The sequence below is a fragment of the Gandjariella thermophila genome (assembly GCF_005405885.1).
In the GTDB taxonomy this organism is placed as follows: domain Bacteria; phylum Actinomycetota; class Actinomycetes; order Mycobacteriales; family Pseudonocardiaceae; genus Gandjariella; species Gandjariella thermophila.
The window spans coordinates 21041-38091 of sequence record NZ_BJFL01000030.1; the positions used below are offsets into that span (position 1 = coordinate 21041).

Genomic DNA, 17051 nt, shown 5'->3' on the forward strand with positions numbered 1-17051 from the left:
CCTTCCTGCACACTGGGAATTCCCGGGTACGCAGGAAGGCCGCACCATGCAACAGCCAGACCTGAAACCGCGCAGCCGCGACGTCACCGAGGGCCTGGAGCGGGCCGCGGCACGCGGCATGCTGCGCGCGATCGGCATGCGGGACGAGGACTTCGCCAAGCCGCAGATCGGCATCGCCTCGTCCTGGAACGAGATCACCCCGTGCAACCTCTCGCTGGACCGGCTGGCCACGGCGAGCAAGGAGGGCGTGCACCACGCGGGTGGCTTCCCGATGGAGTTCGGCACGATCTCGGTGTCCGACGGCATCTCCATGGGGCACATCGGCATGCACTACTCGCTGGTGTCCCGGGAGATCATCGCCGACTCGGTGGAGACGGTGATGGAGGCCGAGCGGCTGGACGGCGCCGTGCTCCTGGCCGGCTGCGACAAAAGCCTGCCGGGCATGCTGATGGCCGCCGCCCGGCTGGACGTCGCCGCCGTCTTCCTCTACGCCGGCACGATCCTGCCCGGCACGGTGGACGGCCGCGAGGTGACCATCATCGATGCGTTCGAGGCGGTCGGCGCCTGCGCCCGCGGTCTGATCACCCGCGACGAGGTCGACCGGGTGGAGCGCGCCATCTGCCCCGGTGAGGGCGCCTGCGGCGGGATGTACACCGCGAACACCATGGCGTGCGCGGCCGAGGCGCTGGGCATGTCGCTGCCCGGCTCGGCGAGCCCGCCCTCGGTGGACCGGCGGCGGGACGGGTTCGCCAGGGCCAGCGGCGAGGCCGTGGTCAACATGATCGCGAACGGGATCACCGCGCGCCGGATCCTCACCCGGGAGGCGTTCGAGAACGCCATCGCCGTGGTGATGGCGTTCGGCGGGTCCACCAACGCCGTGCTGCACCTGCTGGCCATCGCCCGGGAGGCCGACGTCGACCTGAACCTGGACGACTTCAACCGGGTCGGCGACCGCGTGCCGCACCTGGCCGACGTCAAGCCGTTCGGCGCGCACGTGATGACCGCCGTCGACCGGGTCGGCGGCGTCCCCGTGGTGATGCGCGCGCTGCTGGACGCCGGCCTGCTGCACGGCGACTGCCTCACCGTCACCGGCCGCACCGTCGCGGAGAACCTGGCCGAACTGGACCCGCCGGACCTGGACGGCAAGATCCTGCACCGGCTTTCCGACCCGCTCCACCCCACCGGCGGGCTGACCATCCTGCGCGGGTCGCTGGCGCCGGAGGGCGCCGTGGTGAAGAGCGCCGGGTTCGACTCGGCCCGGTTCGAGGGCACCGCGCGGGTGTTCGACGGCGAGCAGGCCGCCATGGACGCCGTGTCCAACGACGAACTGGCGCCCGGCGACGTGGTGGTGATCCGCTACGAGGGTCCGCGCGGCGGGCCGGGGATGCGGGAGATGCTGGCCGTCACCGGCGCGATCAAGGGCGCCGGGCTCGGCAAGGACGTGCTGCTGGTCACCGACGGGCGGTTCTCCGGCGGCACCACCGGGCTGTGCATCGGCCACGTCGCCCCGGAGGCGGCGCACGGCGGGCCGATCGCGCTCGTCCGCGACGGCGACCCGATCACCCTGGATATGGCCAGCCGCACCCTCGACCTCGGCGTGCCCGACGACGAGCTGGCCCGCCGCCGCGAGGAGTGGCAGCCCCGCGAACCGAAGATCGGCAAGGGGGTGCTCGGCAAGTACGCCCGCCTGGTCCGCTCCGCCGCCGAGGGCGCGGTCTGCTACTGACCGAGCGGCGACCGCCGGCGCGGCGGCAGCCACCGGGACACCCGGAACCCGAGCACCATGCCGCCGGCGCCGCAGGCCAGCACGCCGAGCACGAGCAGGCCCCACGCCCAGGACGCGGCGTGGTCCGGATGGTCGGCCGGCACCACGGCCGCGTCCGGGTTGCGACCGCCGCGCCGGCCGCGCTCCACCACGTCCACGGTCCCGGTCAGCGGCCGGACGGAGCGCACCACCGCGTGCCCGGACCTGCCGGACTGCCACCGGACCTGGGCCTGGCAGACAGAGGCCAGGCCCAGGTCCGGCACGGACGTGCGGCAGCTCCGCACCTCGGCCACGCCCCGGTCGAGTACCGGGCCGGACGGGCTGAGGCCGAGCCGGAAACTCGATCCGAACGCGACGATGCCGGCGACCACGAGGAACAGCAGCGTGAACACCGGAACCGGCCAGAGCCGGCTCTCCCGGGTCGACCGCTCGGTCACGGCTGTCGCTGTTGCTGGTTGGTCGCTTCCTCGTCGTACTGGTTGACCGACTTCGCGCCCTCCTTGACGATCTTGGTGCCCCAGTTCTCGTTGAACTTCGCGGCGGCGGACTCGCCCATCCGCCCGGTGTAGTCGTGGTACCGCTTGCCCCACCCGGAGTCGGGTTGCAGGGCCTCCTTGTCCCGGGTGCCGTCGTGCACCAGCTTCCGGCTCTGCCGGCGGATCTTGTTGGCCCGGTGCTGGATCGCGTTCGCCACCTCGCGGGACTTCGTGCCCAGCGAGCGGAACCGGCGGACGAACTGCTCGATCAGTTTGAGCAGCTTGGCCAGGCGCTGGCCCAGCCGGCCGGCGAGGATCGCGGCGTCCGCGGTGACGCTGGCGATGAACGTCGCCACCGAGCCGCCCAGGGTGACCACCGAGGACGCCGCGGCGATCAGTGCCTCGGTGATCACCCGGCTGATGAAGGAGGCGATCATGTCGAACACGATGGCCCGCTCGGTGGCCACCACCATGCCGGCGACGGCGATGCCCTGCGCGGCGTGGTCCACGTGCTCCGCCACACCGTGCAGCCCGCCCGCGTAGTCGTTCGCCACGCCCCGGTACGCGACGGCGGCGTCGCCCTTCCAGCCCGACACCGTGCGCAGCGCCTCGGTGTACTGCGCTCCGGCCTGGTTCAGCTCGTTGCCGATGTTGGTCCAGGTCTTCGACAGCGCCTCGATCTGCGCCGGGTCGCCGGTGAGCACCTCGAGCGGTTCTCGGATGAACTCGACGTGCTCCATCAGCCAGCCGACGCCGGCCTTGACCAGCTCACCGAGCGGGTCGAGCACCATGCCGAGCATGTCCAGCCCGACCGCGGCGCCGTCCACGCCCAGGGCCAGCGCGTCCCACTCGCCCTTGTCGATTCCGCCGGCGATGTCGTCGTACAGCGACTTGCCGCTGTCCACGATGCCGGCACCGGCGGTCGGGCTGACCGGCTCCGGCTGTGCGATCAGGTCGTTGCTCACTTGATCTTCCCCAGCATCTCGGCCACGTCCCGTTCCACCTGCTCGTAGTTCCGTTGGGTGTGCTGGATCCCCTCGGCGCAGGCGTGACCGAGGTCCGCGGCGTTCTTCAGCAGGTCGTCGCAGTCACCGAAGAAAGCGTGCAGCGCGGGGATCAGCACCGGCGAGCACAGCAGCCCGTACATGCCCACCCCGCCCAGGCCGACCTGCTGCGCCGCGCCGTTCGCCCGGCCCACCCGTTCCGCCACGTCACCAGCCTGCCGGGCATGGCTGGCCAGCTCGGCGGCGCTCACGTCGTAACCGTTCGTCATCCTCGCTGCCCTCCGCTACCGGTCCCAGCGGAAGCCGGGGGACTCATCGTCGCCGCCCCCGGGCCGCGCCGGCCGGCTCCGCCGTTCCTCGCCCGGCTCGTCGAGCTGCGGCATCGCGCTGCGCAGGAAGTCCATCGACGCGGAGTTCTCCCCGATCAGCGGCGACATGATCTCCACGGTCCGGCTGGCGCCCCGCGCCATCGCCCGGCGGTAGGTCTCCATGATGGAGTTGGCGAGCTGCGGGGCCCGCATGCCCTCCGCGCGGGACGACAGCCTCAGGTCGGTGAGCACGCCGGCCCGGTTCCGGTCAATGCTCGGGCGCGAACCTGTTGGCTCCATTCCCTCCGCCTCACTGATCACGACGGCCACGGTCGGGCAGCAGGATATTGGGGATGGAACGGACATGGGGTGCGTTCCGGCGGATTCGCTCGGCCGGTCGGCGTCAGTCCCGGGCGACCGGTCGGCGGCAGGCGTACACCCGGGCCGGCGGCAGGTTCCGCCACACCACCTCGCTGACGATCACCTCGTCGAACCGGTCGCGGAGCAGCCGGTGGAACCGCCGCCCGCCGGCGAGCGCCCTGGCATGCAGGTAGGCGATGGTGGTGAACGCTCCGCCCGGCGCGAGCACCCCGCCGATCTGGCCGACGATCCGGGCCTGGGTCTCCGGCCGGAAAAGCGACCAGGGCAGCGCGCTCACCACGGCGTCCGCGGCGTCCACCCCGCAGCCGGCGAGCAACCGGTCGAGGTGCTCGGCGTCGCCGTGCAGCACCTCCACACCGGGCTGCACCCGGCGCAGGTGCTCGGCCATCTCTTCGTCCACCTCGATCGCGATATGTCGGGCGCCGGCCGGGAGGCGACGCTGGATGACCGCGCTGACCGAACCGGTGCCGGGTCCCAACTCGACCACCACCGGCTCGCCGCTGCTGGCCACCACCGAGGTCATCCGCTCGGCCAGCGCGGCGGAACTCGGCGCCATGGCACCGACCACCACCGGCTGGCGCAGCGCGGCGGAGATGAAGACCCGGTAACTCGCGGAGGTCTGCGGAGTGCTCTGCGTGTTCGTCGTCTCGAGGGTCACCGCGCGACGGTAACCTCGCCGCCGTCACGGCCCGACCGCCACCTCGCCGCGTAACCGTCTCGCCCGGCGCACGTTCATGTCTACGACGAGAACGCGTTCCTACGGGCAACGGCGCCCGGCTCACGCGGGAGGTCCGGTCGATGAGCGAGGTCCGCTTCCCCCTCCGACGCGCGACCGGTGCCCTGGCCGCCGCGCTGCTGGCGCTGGCCACCGCGTCCGCGAACACCGCAGGCGCCGCGCCCGCGCCCACCTACCGGGCCGACGACTACGCCGACGGCAACGTGCTCTCGGTCAACCCGCCCGGGGAGAACGGTCTGGTCAACGCGGCGCAGTTGGCCCAGTTCGAGGCGACCGGCCAGCGCCCGGCGAACAGCACCGAGCAGCGCACCCAGTACGCGAACCTGCTCCACGGCTACCCGTCACTCACCGACGCGGCGTTGCCGCAGTACTACAACGACGAGTCGTTCGGCGTGCGCGCGGCGGACGTCACCCGCACCGAGCAGCCGGCACCGTCCGTGCCGGTGACCATCTACCGGGACCGGCACGACATCCCGCACGTCTACGGGTCCACCGACGCGGCGATGTCCTTCGGCGCCGGCTACGCGCAGGCCGAGGACCGGCTGTTCGAGATGGACGTGCTGCGGCACTACGGGCAGGGCACGCTGTCGGCATTCCTGGGCCCGTCGTGCGCGAACGAGCAGATGGACCACGACGAGCTGCTTCTCGCTCCGTACACGGAGCAGCAGGCACAGACGCAGATCGACGCGCTGCCGACGCGGTACGGCGCGCAGGGCGCGCTGGCCAAGCAGATGATCGACAACTACGTGGCCGGGGTCAACGCCTACATCGCCGCGACGGCGACCGACCCGAGCAAGCTGCCCGCGGACTACGCCGCGGCGCTGGCGCCGCCGCAACCGTGGAAGGCCTCGGACGTGGTGTACGTGGCGGCGCTGATCGGTGGCATCTTCGGCAACGGCGGCGGCGGCGAGGTACGCAACGCCGCGCTGCTGCAGTACCTGCAACGCCAACTCGGCCGGGCGTCAGCCGGCAGGGCGTTCACCGACTTCCGCGAGCAGAACGACGGCGACGCGCCCACCACCATCACCGGCACCGCGTTCCCGTACGAGATTCCCGGCAGGATCGACCCGGCGAAGACCGCGATGCCGGACGACGCCGCGCAGCCACTGGCCGGCGGACCGGCGGCGACCACCCCGGGCTGCGACCTGGTGCCCAGCAACGCCACGGCGAACGGCATCGTCGCCTCGCTGCTGGCCATGCCGGCGCACATGAGCAACGCCCTGCTGGTGGACGCCGCACACTCGGCGGACGGTCACCCGATCGCCGTGTTCGGCCCGCAGGTGTCGTACTTCGCCCCGGGCATCCTCGTCCAGGAAGACCTGCACTCCCCCGACTACGCCGCGGAGGGCGCGTCCTTCCCCGGCACCGGCCTGGTCGAGCTGGGCCGCGGCGAGGACTACGCGTGGTCGGCCACCTCGGCCGGCTCCGACCTCACCGATCAGCGGCTGGAACGCATCTGCGACCCGGCCGGCGGCACGCCCCCGGCGCGCGGCACGTACTACGAGTTCGACGGCCAGTGCCTGCCGATGACCCATGAGACGTTCCACGAGACGGCGGTGCCCAAGCCGGGTGGGGCCGGCGCGCCCGCCGTCATCGACCACGACATCTACCTCACCCGGCACGGCGTCGTGCAGGGTTGGACCACCGCCGAGGACGGCAAGCCGACCGCCGTGGTCAACCAGCGCACCACATACCAGCACGAGGTCGACTCGGTGATCGGGTTCCTGCGCTGGGCGCAGCCCGCGCAGACGCACGATGCCGCGTCCTGGATGGCCGGTGCCGCGCAGATCAACTATACGTTCAACTGGTTCTACGTGGACGCGCACGACATCGCCTACTACAGCTCGGGCATGCTGCCGATCCGGTCCGATGTGGACCCGAACCTGCCGACCTGGGGTACCGGGTCGGCCGAATGGCAGGGATTCCTCGCCGCCGACGCGCACCCGCACGAGGTCGACCCGCCGTCCGGCTACTTCGTGAACTGGAACAACAAGCCCGCGCCGCGGTTCTCCGCCGCGGACAACCAGTACGGCTACGGCCCGGTGTACCGCAGCCAGTTGCTCGACGCGGCGGTGCGCGACCAGCTCGCCGCGCACGGCGGCCGGATCGGCCGGGCAAACCTGGTGCAGGCCATGGAGACCGCGGCCACCCAGGACCTGGACGGGGTGGCCGAGATCCAGGAGCTGCTCGGTTACCTGGGCAACCGGCCGGAGCCGCCGGGTGTCGCGGCCATGCTGAACCAGTTGCGGTCCTGGTCCGCGTCGGGCGCGCACCGGCGCAAGGCCGCGCCGGGCGACGCGCAGTACGCCGACCATGCCGCGGTGGCGATCATGGACGTGGTGCAGCCGGCGCTGATCCGGGCGATCTTCGACCCGCTGCTCGCGGCCGGCGGGCTCGGCGGGGAGGGCTCGACCGGGGGCGCGGTCACCCCGAGCTACACCGTGTTGCCGATGCAGTGGGTGAACACGCCGAACAGCGGCGGCGCCCACCTCGGCAGCGCCTACGACGCCGGCTACGAGGGTTACGTGCGGAAGGTGCTCCGCCAGCTTCGCGGCGAACCGGTGGCGCAGCCGTTCGGACCGGGCATCACCGGCAGGCTGTGCGGCGCCGGCCCGGCGAGCTGCCCCTCGGCGTTCGACGCGGCGCTGGCCAGCGCATACCACAGCCTGGTCGACGCCAACGGCGGGGCGACCGACGTCGCGTCGTGGACGTCCACTCCGGACACCGTGGCGGCGAAGCAGACCATGCCGCAGTACGACGCGATCCAGTTCCGGTCCATCGGGATCGTCGGCCAGGACCCGATCGACTGGCAGAACCGGCCGACGTTCCAGCAGGTGGTGGAGTTCCCGCGGCACCGGCCGTGAACGCGGCCGTCACCGCCGGCGGTGGCTGACCACGCGGGCCACGGCGCCGCCGCCCACGGTGAGCAGCAGCAGGGTCAGCGCCCACCGCCGCTTGATCACGGTGTCGTGCCCCGCGGGGGGCGCCGGCCGGTGCGGCCTGGGTACCGAGCACCCTCGGCCGGGCGTGCCGCGCCGTCGGCCGGACCCGGGCCCCGTCTGCTGCCGGGCCGCCCGCAGGCAGCGGTGTTCGGTGCCGTGGCGTGGACGGCCTTCGAGGGTGGCATCACTCCCCTGCTCGGCCTGCCCCGCATGCGGCACACCAGGCGCGCCGAGCTCATCGTGCTGCTGGCCGATCACCTCGCCTACGGCGCGATCATCGGCCAGCGCGACGCCAACCGCTGACCGCACCGTCGCGCGGCTGCCCGCCCCGGTCAGCGGTAGCCGAGGGCGTCCTTCAGCTCGCCCTTGGTCATCCGGGACCGGCCGCGGATGCCGCGCCGCCGGGCGTCCTCCATGAGCTGCTGCTTGGTCTGCCCGCCCGGGCCGGCGCGGGTGCCGGAGCGCTTACCGCCGCGGTACTGCGGCGAGACGTCCTTCGTGGACGTCTTGCTGGCGCGGCGCGACTCGCCCGACTGTGCCCGGTTCTTGTTCACCGTGCGGGCCGCGATCTGCTTGGCGCGGCCCTCGCTCGACCCGCGTTCCTTTGTGGACCGCTTGATGTGCTCGTACTGGCGCTCTCGCTTGCTGCTCCACTGCCGCGGCATCCGGGAACACACCACCTTCCGCGCTACCGTTCACGCCGTTCTCCGATACCGCGTGTAATACCCGGCGCGGCTGTTGGCCTAACCGTTCGGCTGACCGGACGGTCAACTCCGCGCCGGTTCGACGGCGTTGCCGAGCAGCACCATGGTGGTGATGTGGCCGGCCAGCAGCAGGACGGCGGCGAACCCGACGATCTGCTGGTCGTCCAGCCGCTCGCCGTCGATCTCCGCCTTTTTGACAGAGACTCTCAAACGAGAGTAGCACTCATCAAAGGAGTGCCGGCCGCCAGATGTGCCTGTGGTCAGCCGCCGGTAGGCGACCGGTACTCGCGCCGCCGGCCGGACCGCGATGGAGCCGGTAGGGTCTCCGGCGCGGCGAGCCAGGTGAGCAGGGCGAGGACGGCCATGGCGCCGGTGACGGCGAAGGCGGCCGGGTAGGAGAGGGTGTCCACGGCGAGGCCGGCGACCAGGGGGCCGACGATCGAGCCGACGTCGGCGAGCATCTGGAAGCAGGCGAGCACCCCGCCACCACGGGCCCGGGTGCCGAGCACGTCGGCGACCGCCGCGCTCTGCGCGGGGTTGAGCAGGCCGGCGCCGACGCCGGCCACCGCGGAGGCGGCCAGGAAGGCCGGCACGCCGTGGGTGAAGCCCAGCCAGATGGTGCCGGCCGCGGCGACGGCGAGGCCGGTGCAGGCCATCGGCTTGCGGCCGAGGCCGTCGGCCAGCCGGCCGGCGACCAGCAGGGCGAGCACGTTGCCGCCGGCGAACACCGACATGGCCACCCCGGCGAGCCCCTGGTCGCGGTGCAGCGACTCGGCGACGAACAGCGGGACGAGCGAGATCCGCACGCCGAACACCGCCCAGCCGTTGGCGAAGTTGGACGCCAGCGCGGCGCGGTAGGCGGGGTGGCGGAGTGCCTGCCGCACGCCGAGCGTGGTTCGCTGCTCGCCGCTCTCCCGGGCGGCCGGCGTGGAGTTCCGCAGGAACACCCAGGCGACCAGCGCCGCGACGATCAGCGAGGCGGCGTAGGCGAGGAACGGCAGCCGCAGCGAGACGTGCACCAGCCCGCCGCCGAGGATGGGTCCCGCGACGTTGCCGACCAGGAACCCGGTGGCCCAGAGCCCGTTGGCGCGGCCCCGCTGGTGCGGCGGAGACAGCCGGACCAGCAGACCCAGCGCGGACACGGTGAACATGGTGGACCCGGTGCCGGCCAGCGACCGCAGCACCAGCAACTGCCAGTACGCGCCGGCGAAGGCACAGCTTCCGGTGCCCAGCGCGACGATCAGGATGCCGGCCACCAGGATCGGGCGTTCCCCGACTAACGACACCAGCCGCCCACTGACCGGCGCGAACGCGAGTCGGACGAACGCGAACGCGCTGACCACCATGGACGCCGCGGTGACACCCACGTTGAAGCTGGCCGCGAACACCGGCAGCGCGGGCGCGACCACGCCGAAACCCACGGCGACCACGAAAGCGGTGGCGACCAGCACCCACACCTCGCCGGGCAGCCGCCCGCCGGCGGCCGCCCGGCTCCCCGCCTCCCCGATCTCCGTCGCGCCGTGCACCCCGTCCCCCTCGTACGTTTCGTTCGCCGAGCAAAGGGTAGGGAGTGCGGTGGCCGCGTGCCTCGTGCGGAGGTCACTCGGGGCCGAAACGGTGGGGGTGGCTGGCGGCGAGGCCCGTCGGGCACTGCGCCCGTTCCTCCGGAGTCATGGGCCGGGTGAAGAACGTGACCGACTGGCTGCTGTCCTCGATCGGGCCGACCGCCTCGAACGGGACGTACCAGAAGTAGTGGCCGTAGAAACGCTTGCCGAAATGCAACTCGTAGGTGCCGCGCACCCGCTGCATCTGCGGGGTGTGGAACACCTCGCCGATGTGCCACGGCTGGACCGTCATGTTGTCCGTCCTGGTCTCGGTGTGCGACCAGTTCCAGGTGTGCTGGTAGGTGGTGCTCACCGAGACCGAGTACACCTCGGCGAACTTCATTTCCGCGCTGATCGTGATGCCCAGGCTGTTGGACCCTCCGGTCTCGTCGGACCAGGCCACCATCTCGTTCTGGTTGACGTTCGAGCAGTTCAGCACCTGGTTGCCGACCTGGCGCCGCTCGCCGGGAAACGCGTCTCGGCTTTCCGGGTGGAACACGCAGAGGTCCGCGCTACCGCAGCGGTCGAGCAGTTCCTGCGGGGTCGGACTGTCCGCCGCCTGCGCGGTCGGCGCCATGGCCGCCATCGTTGCCACCGTCGTGGCGGCCAGTACCGACACACGTCGCCAGTTTCCGGTCATGGGTTCTCCTTTGAACGTCGTCCCGGGTGGCCGGAAGAATAAGATGATCAGCTTGACGAAGTTTCGTCCCGGGTAACCAGGTGATCGCGGCACATCGACAGCGAGTCCGGGAGGGCACCGGCGATGGAGCAGCGGGACACCATCGAGGTCGCGGAGTTGCTGGCCCGGCTGACCAGGGCGGAGCAGGAGGCGGCGGAGCACGCGGCCAGGACGGCCGCGCTCGCCGAGGACGTGCACGGCCAGCGCCGGTTCTCCCAGGGCGAGGTGTCCGCCTCGGGCAGTCCGGCCGCCCGCACCCCGACCGCGAACTCGGCGACCTGCTCGACCAGCGGGGTCACCCGGCGCGCCGCCTGAGCCGCGCGTAGCGGGCCGGCACGTCGCTGTGGTGGAAGCTGTTGGCCCGCAACAAGAAGATCGTCACGCTCTACCATGCCGCCGATGGCGACACCGTTGGAGGGCTGATGGAGGGCTGAGCGTGTGTTGGCATCGCCGGGTAGGGCGGAGGGTAGGGAGGTGGGACCGTCACGGGCGCTTTCTCCTTCGCCATGTCTCGCGGCGAAGGCCGCCAAGACGGAAGGTTCTGTTACGAGACGCGAGGGTCCGTGTCCGGTTTGTGACCAGATCGAGTTGCGGCTACTACCGTAGCGTTGTCAGTCATGGTTCGGGCCTCTCGTCTGACGCGTTCTTGTAGTCAAGGACATACCTGTGCATCTGCTCGGTGACGACCTGCGGGTTTAGACCGCTAGCAAGCCGTCCATCCCACCCACAGCGGCACGATGTCCGGACAACCACGCCGTGACGCGAACGCCCAGGCCCGTCCGCGGGCCCACCGGCGTGCCCGCGCGGCGCCCGGTGTCCAGCCGTGGGGCGACGCCACGCACGGCACACGTCGTCGCCGACAGCACCGCGCCGGTGACGCAGCAGCGTCCCGGTCACCAGGAAAGGAGCTGCCGGATGGCGATCGAGCTTCCCCCAGCCAGGTCGATCACCGCCAACCCCGACCAAGAGGAACTGAAGCGGTACGTCGCGGAGATGCCGAACGCCCGGCTCACCGAGTTCGGCAACTACAACGTCACCACGCGGGTCACCGCCCGCTCGGCCGGATCGACGTTCATCGTCACCGACGACCCGAGCTGGACGGAGAAGCAGACCATGCCGCGTGCGCGGTACGAGGAGATCGCCCAGGCGCAGGCCGAGTACGTCGCCGGCGCGGACATGATCCTGCTGGAGGGCTACATCGGCCCGGAGAACTCGCCGCTGCGCCGGCCGGCGCGGGTCTACATCGAGCGCAGCAACGCCAACATCCCCGGCATGCAGGCCCAGCTCTACTACCCCAAGGACGCCGAATGGCGCGAGGAGGACGCGCTGACCGTCGTCTACACGCCGAACTGCCCGGCGCCCGGCGACTTCCCGGACGACCGGCTGGTCACCATCGACCTGGACAACTGGGTCACCCGGGTGTTCAACATCGACTACTTCGGCGAGTCCAAGATGGGCGGCCTGCGGATGTGGATGGAGTGGGCCTACCAGCAGGGCGCCCTGGCCATGCACGCCGGTGCCAAGGTGATCCCGACCGAGCACGGCGACAAGACGGCGCTGATCGTCGGGCTGTCCGGCACCGGCAAGACGACCACCACCTTCACCCGGCAGAACAACTCGCTCCCGGTGCAGGACGACATCGTCGCGCTGGTCTCCGGCGGCGACACCTACGCCACCGAGAACGGCTGCTTCGCCAAGACCTACGGCCTGGACCCGAAGCACGAGCCCACCATCCACGGGGCACTGGCCAAACCGTCGGCTTGGCTGGAGAACGTGGCGGTGGGCCCGGACGGTCGGGTGGACTACTTCGACGACTCCTACACCGCCAACGGTCGCGGCACCTTCTCCCTCGCCGAGATCCCCCACTTCGACCCGCGCAAGCTCGGCAAGGCCGACGTCCTGCTGATCCTCAACCGCAACGAGTCGATCGTTCCGGCAGTGGCCAAGATGGCCAGCGTCGACCAGGCGGTGGCCTACTACATGCTCGGCGAGACCAAGGGCACCTCGGCCGGCGGCAAGGCCGAGGCGGGCAAGTTCCTGCGCGTGCCCGGCACCAACCCGTTCTTCATGGGCCGCGAGTACCAGCAGGGCAACCGGCTCGGCGAGATCGTCGAGTCGATGAACTACGACTTCCAGGTCTACGTGCTCAACACCGGCCGGGTGGGCGGCAGCGCCGACGTGGCCGGCTCCAAGGACGTGACGATCCCGCACACCTCGGCGATCGTGCGCGCCATCGCGGAGAACGCGATCGAGTGGGAGCAGGATCCGGACTTCGGCTACCTGGTGGCCACCTCGGTGCCCGACTTCGACGACGAGGAACTGCTCCGGCCTCGGCTGCTGTACCAGCGGCAGGGCCGCGAGGACGAGTACCGCGACGCGGTGGCGGCGCTCAAGGAGGCCCGGCGGGAGTACATGCGCCAGCACACCGGCCTGGCGGACGGCGTGATCGCCGCGCTCGGCTGAGGTCGCCGAGGGTCAGCCGGCGGCGTTCGGCTCGCCGGTGGCCTGCCTGATCTCCGCCACCGCCGTGCACGCGCCCACCGGGTCGGCCGCGTCCAGCCGGAGCGCGACCCGCTGCAGCAGCGTGCGCAGCATGTCCCGATCGGCCGAGTCGAGCGCGCTGAGCAGGTGGTCCTCGGCGCGGCGCAGCCGCTCGTCCAGCCGGCAGAGCAGATCCTTGCCGGCATCGGTGGCGGACAGCCGGCGGGCGCGCCGGTCGGCCGGGTCCGGGTGCCGCTCCACCAACCCGGCCTTCTCCAGGTCGTCCACCAGGTAGGTCATCACGGTGCGGTCCACGCCGAGTTGCTGGGCCAGCTTGAGCTGGCTGCGCGGCTGGTCGTGCGCGGCGGCGGCGAGCACCTGGTAGCCGCGCGGGCCGCCGGGCAGGTCGGCCACGGCGGCGTTGGCCGCCTTCAGGTAGCCGCGGAACACCACACCCAGCGCCCAGCCCAGGTCGGCCTGCACGGCGGCGCATGACGCCGCCTCCGTGGCGGCTGGGCCGGACCTGACGCGCATGTCACACATCGTACCCACCAGCGTGTGGGAGGGAATAGCTTCTGTTGAATAGATGTTCTGTCTGGCATACTATCTGCCAGGCAGTCGTATTCGACGGAAGGGATGCCCTCGAATGAAGCTGTTGCGCGTGGACACGAGCATCCGGGTGGCGGGCTCGGTCAGCCGCTCGGTCGCCGACTCCCTGCAGCGGGCGTGGCAGGACGAGCACCCGGCAGGCACCGTGGTCCGGCGGGACCTGGGCGCCCATCCGCTACCGGCGGATGCGTGGACCGCCGCCGCCCTGGCCGGGATGACACCGGAGTATCAGCGCACGTCGGCGCATGCGGACGCCGCCGCGCTGGCCGCCCGGCTCGCGGACGAGGCGCTGGACGCGGACGCGTACGTGGTCGCCACGTCGCTGTACAACTTCGGTGTCTCGCAGCACCTGAAGACCTGGATCGACCTGCTCATCGCCGACCCGAGGCTCGGCCCCGGCAGCGACCGGCCGCTCGCCGGCCGGCCACTGACACTGGTGATCGCCCGCGGCGGCGGCTACGGCCCGGGTACGCCGCGCGAGGGCTGGGACCATGCCACGCCCTGGTTGCACCGCATCTTCGCGGACGTCTTCGGGATGGACACCCGGGTGGTCGCCGCCGAGCTGACCCTGGCCGACGTCAACCCGGCCATGGCGGAACTGCGCGGCCTGGCCGCGGAGTCGCTGCGCCACGCGCACGCGGCCGCGGCCGAGCACGGTCAGGACATGGCCCGCCGCATCGGCGAGCGCGCCTCCGCCTGAACGCCGCGGAGAACCGCGGACACCAGCTTCGCGATCAAGCGCCGGGTTTCCCGAGGCCCGCTCGGGAAACCCGGCGCGGCCGTTCAGGCGGACGTCGCGGGGGCCACGGCCTCCTCGGGGTCGGGGTCGTCCGGCCCGAGCAGGGTGTCGTTGGGGTGGCTGAGCTGGCTGGCGTCGGCCTGCAGCGCACCGGCCACCACCGGCAGCGCGGCGCCCTCGTCGTCCACCGCGAAACCCACCACCGGCGCGGTGAACGCGCCGGCCGAGTCGACGCGGTGCATGCGCCAGCCCTTCGGCGCCTCGATCACGCCGGCGATCCGATGGCACGGGCGCAGTTCCACGAAACCGGGCATGGACGAGACCGGCACCAGCCGACCCGCCGCCGGATCCACCACGAGCGCGACGCCGTCCCGCGACCACGCCTCGACGCGCGCCTGGAAGATGCGGCCGGAGGACCGGCTCTGGTCGAAGGTGGCGTACCAACCGGTTGGGGTGAAGGTGTAACCGCTCATGCCGGGGCAGTGTGCGCGACCGCGTCGGGCGCCGGAAGCGGTGGGCGGCCGCTCTACTCAGCGTGGACGCCTTATCGTTGGCGTTGGCGTTGGCGAGAAAAAACCCGAATTCTCTTCGGCCCGGCAGTGCCGGAAAGCCGCACCCGGAAACCATGTCGGCCGCCGGACCGGTGATCCTCGGTTGACCAGGGGGCATCCCGGTGTACGGTCAGTGCCCGGACCGCGTACCGGGATCCACGGTGCGTATGTCCGGTGTGGACGGACGCGGGTCGCTCCGCACGGCGAGGAGGCACGGGAGGGATCGGGGTATGTCCACAGTCGATCCATCCGCGCCGGCCGGCGAGGCACCGGTCGCCGGCCCCACCGCGCGCCGCATCGTGCTGGGCGCGCAGTTGCGGCGGCTGCGCGAGGCGGCGCATATCTCCCGGGCGGACGCCGGGTACGCGATCCGCGGTTCCGAATCGAAGATCAGCCGGATGGAACTCGGCCGGGTCCGGCTGAAGGAACGCGACGTCGCCGACCTGCTCAGCCTCTACGGCGTCACCGACGAGACCGAGCGGCAGAGCCTGCTGCGGATGGCCAGGCTGTCCAACGAGCACGGTTGGTGGTACCGGTACGGCGACCTCATGCCGTCCTGGTTTCAGGACTACGTGGGCTTGGAGGAGTCCGCCAGCCTGATCCAGACCTACGAGGTGCAGTTCGTCCCGGGCCTGCTGCAGATCGAGGAGTACGCGCGCGCCATCGCCAGCCACGGCCGTCCCGAGTCGGAGAGCGATGAGGTGGACCGCCGGGTGGCACTGCGGATGCGGCGGCAAGGGGTGATCTCCCGGCCCAACCCGTTGCGGCTGTGGGCAGTGATCGACGAGTCTGTGGTGCACCGGCCGATCGGCGGGCGCCCGGTGCTGCGGAAGCAGATCGAGCATCTGCTGGAGATCACCGGGCAGCCCAACGTGACGCTCCAGGTACTGCCGTACGAGCTGAGCGGCTACGCCGCGGAGGGTGCGTTCAGCGTGCTCCGCTTCGCCGAACCGGAACTCCCCGACCTGGTGTACATCGAGCACCTCGGCGGCGCGCTGTACCTGGACAAGCCGGAGGAGATCGAGCTGTACAGCGCGGTCGTGGACCGGCTGGCGGTCGATGCCCTGACGCCGGCACAGACCCGGCAGCGGCTGAGCAAGCTCCGCGCCGAGCTGTAGACCGCACCCACTGTCGGTGCGCACAGGCCGGCTGTGCATCTGCACGTGCATCTGCATGTTCACCCGACCGCGTGGTATGTTCGCGTTCGCGTGCAGATGCACGTGCATCTGCACGGAACCTGACCGTCGGGGAGGTGGGGGGTCATCGTGACTGACGTGCGGAGCGGAGTGTCGGCGGCGCTGCTGCCCGATGTCTCCTGGCGCAGGAGCCGGCATAGCGGCGCGGTCGGCAACTGCGTTGAACTCGCCCGGCTGCACGGCGACCAGATCGCGGTGCGCCACTCCCGGCATCCCGACGGCCCGGCGCTGGTCTACACCCGCGCCGAGATGGCCGCGTTCATCGCCGGCGCGAAGGAGGGCGAGTTCGATGACTTCCTCGTCTGAGGACTCGGGTGCCGTCGAGGCACTGCTCCGCACGCTGATCGCCCGCGGCTTCCGCTTCCTGCATCCCCGCGACGCCAGCGGTGAGTTGCTCGCGGTCGTCGGGGTGCGGGCCCACCACAACGTGGTGGACGTGGTGTGGCTGCACGGCGAGGACGCGGCCCATGCCGTGCGGATGCCCGCCGACGAGGCGAACGTGCTGGACCCGCACACCGTGCTGTGGCGGACCCGCGGCGCGGCCCACGGCGTGCTGGACGACCTGGTGTCGCTGGACGACCACGTCCCCGGGGTCACCGCCCATCAGGTCGGCGCGGCCACCGGCTGCTGGGTTCCGGTTCGACCGGGGCGGTCCCGGTGGCTTGCCGCAACAGCCTGAACCGGCGCGCGCCGGCCCGCCCGAGCCGGCGCGGCGGGCCGGACATCGTGGCACTCCTGCGGCAGGCCGTCGACCGCTGGCGGCAACGCCGGTCGTGGCGTGCCCGCCGCGCCGGAACGCACCTGGGCCGGCGGATCCTGCTGCGTAACCAGCCCGGCCCGGCAGGTACCCCGCCCCGGCACTGAACGCCGCCCGCA

The 17051-nt window shown here is 71.7% G+C and carries 20 protein-coding genes; 9 read left to right on the forward strand and 11 right to left on the reverse strand.

All coding sequences use genetic code 11. The features are described 5' to 3' along the window. The first annotated feature begins 46 nt into the window (after positions 1-46). A complete protein-coding gene (gene ilvD, locus FFT21_RS22180; RefSeq protein WP_137815858.1) occupies positions 47-1726 on the forward strand; it encodes a dihydroxy-acid dehydratase in 1680 nt (559 codons plus the stop codon). Here the strand turns inward: ilvD and FFT21_RS22185 are convergent. The 5 genes from FFT21_RS22185 to FFT21_RS22205 form a co-directional block, all read right to left on the reverse strand. Continuing rightward, positions 1720-2202, reverse strand: a complete 483-nt coding sequence (locus FFT21_RS22185; protein ID WP_137815859.1) for a DUF6346 domain-containing protein — start codon at positions 2200-2202, stop codon at positions 1720-1722. The two genes, ilvD and FFT21_RS22185, sit on opposite strands and share 7 nt — an antisense overlap. Beyond that, positions 2199-3206, reverse strand: coding sequence for a WXG100 family type VII secretion target (locus FFT21_RS22190; RefSeq protein ID WP_137815860.1), 1008 nt, complete (start codon positions 3204-3206; stop codon positions 2199-2201). The genes FFT21_RS22185 and FFT21_RS22190 overlap by 4 nt, the downstream gene beginning before the upstream one ends. After that, the gene (locus FFT21_RS22195) at positions 3203-3514 is read right to left on the reverse strand and encodes an ESX-1 secretion-associated protein (protein WP_137815861.1); all 312 of its coding nucleotides are present in this window, start codon (positions 3512-3514) and stop codon (positions 3203-3205) included. The genes FFT21_RS22190 and FFT21_RS22195 overlap by 4 nt, the downstream gene beginning before the upstream one ends. 15 nt (positions 3515-3529) lie before the next feature. Further along, complete coding sequence (locus FFT21_RS22200; protein WP_137815862.1) at positions 3530-3874, reverse strand: hypothetical protein; 345 nt, start codon at positions 3872-3874, stop codon at positions 3530-3532. Positions 3875-3956: 82 nt separating this feature from the next. After that, entirely contained in the window at positions 3957-4592 is a 636-nt protein-coding gene (locus FFT21_RS22205) for a class I SAM-dependent methyltransferase (RefSeq protein ID WP_225978637.1), read from the reverse strand. Positions 4593-4732: 140 nt separating this feature from the next. Between FFT21_RS22205 and FFT21_RS22210 the strand changes: the two genes are divergently transcribed. Both FFT21_RS22210 and FFT21_RS28905 read left to right on the forward strand, forming a co-directional pair. Beyond that, the gene (locus tag FFT21_RS22210) at positions 4733-7534 is read left to right on the forward strand and encodes a penicillin acylase family protein (RefSeq protein WP_137815863.1); all 2802 of its coding nucleotides are present in this window, start codon (positions 4733-4735) and stop codon (positions 7532-7534) included. A 234-nt stretch (positions 7535-7768) separates the two neighbouring features. After that, positions 7769-7915, forward strand: a complete 147-nt coding sequence (locus FFT21_RS28905; RefSeq protein ID WP_225978638.1) for a hypothetical protein — start codon at positions 7769-7771, stop codon at positions 7913-7915. Between the two features lie 29 nt (positions 7916-7944). Here the strand turns inward: FFT21_RS28905 and FFT21_RS22215 are convergent, their stop codons facing one another. The 4 genes from FFT21_RS22215 to FFT21_RS22225 all read right to left on the reverse strand — a co-directional run bounded on the left by FFT21_RS22215 (position 7945) and on the right by FFT21_RS22225 (position 10560). After that, on the reverse strand, positions 7945-8277 hold the full coding sequence (locus FFT21_RS22215; RefSeq protein WP_137815864.1) for a plasmid stabilization protein: 333 nt from the start codon (positions 8275-8277) through the stop codon (positions 7945-7947). 102 nt (positions 8278-8379) lie between these two features. Beyond that, a complete protein-coding gene (locus FFT21_RS28910; RefSeq protein WP_153816569.1) occupies positions 8380-8526 on the reverse strand; it encodes a hypothetical protein in 147 nt (48 codons plus the stop codon). Positions 8527-8576: 50 nt separating this feature from the next. Then, complete coding sequence (locus tag FFT21_RS22220) at positions 8577-9842, reverse strand: MFS transporter (protein ID WP_225978639.1); 1266 nt, start codon at positions 9840-9842, stop codon at positions 8577-8579. 73 nt (positions 9843-9915) lie between these two features. Next, positions 9916-10560 carry a hypothetical protein gene (locus FFT21_RS22225; RefSeq protein WP_137815865.1) on the reverse strand — a complete coding sequence of 215 codons (645 nt, stop codon included), beginning with the start codon at positions 10558-10560 and terminating at the stop codon, positions 9916-9918. Positions 10561-10683: 123 nt separating this feature from the next. Between FFT21_RS22225 and FFT21_RS22230 the strand changes: the two genes are divergently transcribed. Together FFT21_RS22230 and FFT21_RS22235 are read left to right on the forward strand one after the other, a co-directional pair. Then, positions 10684-10914: a hypothetical protein gene (locus FFT21_RS22230; RefSeq protein WP_137815866.1), complete on the forward strand. Its 231-nt coding sequence runs from the start codon at positions 10684-10686 to the stop codon at positions 10912-10914. Positions 10915-11514: 600 nt separating this feature from the next. Continuing rightward, entirely contained in the window at positions 11515-13062 is a 1548-nt protein-coding gene (locus FFT21_RS22235; RefSeq protein WP_137815867.1) for a phosphoenolpyruvate carboxykinase (ATP), read from the forward strand. Positions 13063-13074: 12 nt separating this feature from the next. On the opposite strand, the gene FFT21_RS22240 is transcribed toward FFT21_RS22235, so the two are convergent. Next, on the reverse strand, positions 13075-13614 hold the full coding sequence (locus FFT21_RS22240) for a MarR family winged helix-turn-helix transcriptional regulator (protein WP_137815868.1): 540 nt from the start codon (positions 13612-13614) through the stop codon (positions 13075-13077). Positions 13615-13726: 112 nt separating this feature from the next. Here FFT21_RS22240 and FFT21_RS22245 point away from each other — a divergent pair, with 112 nt between their 5' ends. After that, the gene (locus FFT21_RS22245; protein WP_137815869.1) at positions 13727-14389 is read left to right on the forward strand and encodes an FMN-dependent NADH-azoreductase; all 663 of its coding nucleotides are present in this window, start codon (positions 13727-13729) and stop codon (positions 14387-14389) included. 83 nt (positions 14390-14472) lie between these two features. On the opposite strand, the gene FFT21_RS22250 is transcribed toward FFT21_RS22245, so the two are convergent. Then, entirely contained in the window at positions 14473-14901 is a 429-nt protein-coding gene (locus tag FFT21_RS22250; RefSeq protein WP_137815870.1) for a hypothetical protein, read from the reverse strand. Between the two features lie 308 nt (positions 14902-15209). Here FFT21_RS22250 and FFT21_RS22255 point away from each other — a divergent pair, with 308 nt between their 5' ends. The 3 genes from FFT21_RS22255 (at position 15210) to FFT21_RS22265 (ending at position 16854) form a co-directional block, all read left to right on the forward strand. Beyond that, a complete protein-coding gene (locus tag FFT21_RS22255) occupies positions 15210-16097 on the forward strand; it encodes a Sco1979 family transcriptional regulator (RefSeq protein WP_137815871.1) in 888 nt (295 codons plus the stop codon). Between the two features lie 147 nt (positions 16098-16244). Then, positions 16245-16481: a DUF397 domain-containing protein gene (locus FFT21_RS22260; RefSeq protein WP_137815872.1), complete on the forward strand. Its 237-nt coding sequence runs from the start codon at positions 16245-16247 to the stop codon at positions 16479-16481. Beyond that, positions 16465-16854, forward strand: coding sequence for a hypothetical protein (locus FFT21_RS22265; RefSeq protein ID WP_137815873.1), 390 nt, complete (start codon positions 16465-16467; stop codon positions 16852-16854). The genes FFT21_RS22260 and FFT21_RS22265 overlap by 17 nt, the downstream gene beginning before the upstream one ends. Positions 16855-17051 lie beyond the last annotated feature (197 nt).

Excerpts from the sequence above, each read along its gene's own strand:
- FFT21_RS22240 (WP_137815868.1), bottom strand. The coding sequence starts at position 13,614 with ATGCGCGTCAGGTCCGGCCCAGCCGCCACGGAGGCGGCGTCATGCGCC.
- ilvD (WP_137815858.1), top strand. The coding sequence starts at position 47 with ATGCAACAGCCAGACCTGAAACCGCGCAGCCGCGACGTCACCGAGGGC.
- FFT21_RS22265 (WP_137815873.1), top strand. The coding sequence starts at position 16,465 with ATGACTTCCTCGTCTGAGGACTCGGGTGCCGTCGAGGCACTGCTCCGC.
- FFT21_RS22245 (WP_137815869.1), top strand. The coding sequence starts at position 13,727 with ATGAAGCTGTTGCGCGTGGACACGAGCATCCGGGTGGCGGGCTCGGTC.
- FFT21_RS22215 (WP_137815864.1), bottom strand. The coding sequence starts at position 8,277 with ATGCCGCGGCAGTGGAGCAGCAAGCGAGAGCGCCAGTACGAGCACATC.
- FFT21_RS22230 (WP_137815866.1), top strand. The coding sequence starts at position 10,684 with ATGGAGCAGCGGGACACCATCGAGGTCGCGGAGTTGCTGGCCCGGCTG.
- FFT21_RS22210 (WP_137815863.1), top strand. The coding sequence starts at position 4,733 with ATGAGCGAGGTCCGCTTCCCCCTCCGACGCGCGACCGGTGCCCTGGCC.
- FFT21_RS22255 (WP_137815871.1), top strand. The coding sequence starts at position 15,210 with ATGTCCACAGTCGATCCATCCGCGCCGGCCGGCGAGGCACCGGTCGCC.
- FFT21_RS22235 (WP_137815867.1), top strand. The coding sequence starts at position 11,515 with ATGGCGATCGAGCTTCCCCCAGCCAGGTCGATCACCGCCAACCCCGAC.
- FFT21_RS22250 (WP_137815870.1), bottom strand. The coding sequence starts at position 14,901 with ATGAGCGGTTACACCTTCACCCCAACCGGTTGGTACGCCACCTTCGAC.
- FFT21_RS22195 (WP_137815861.1), bottom strand. The coding sequence starts at position 3,514 with ATGACGAACGGTTACGACGTGAGCGCCGCCGAGCTGGCCAGCCATGCC.
- FFT21_RS22225 (WP_137815865.1), bottom strand. The coding sequence starts at position 10,560 with ATGACCGGAAACTGGCGACGTGTGTCGGTACTGGCCGCCACGACGGTG.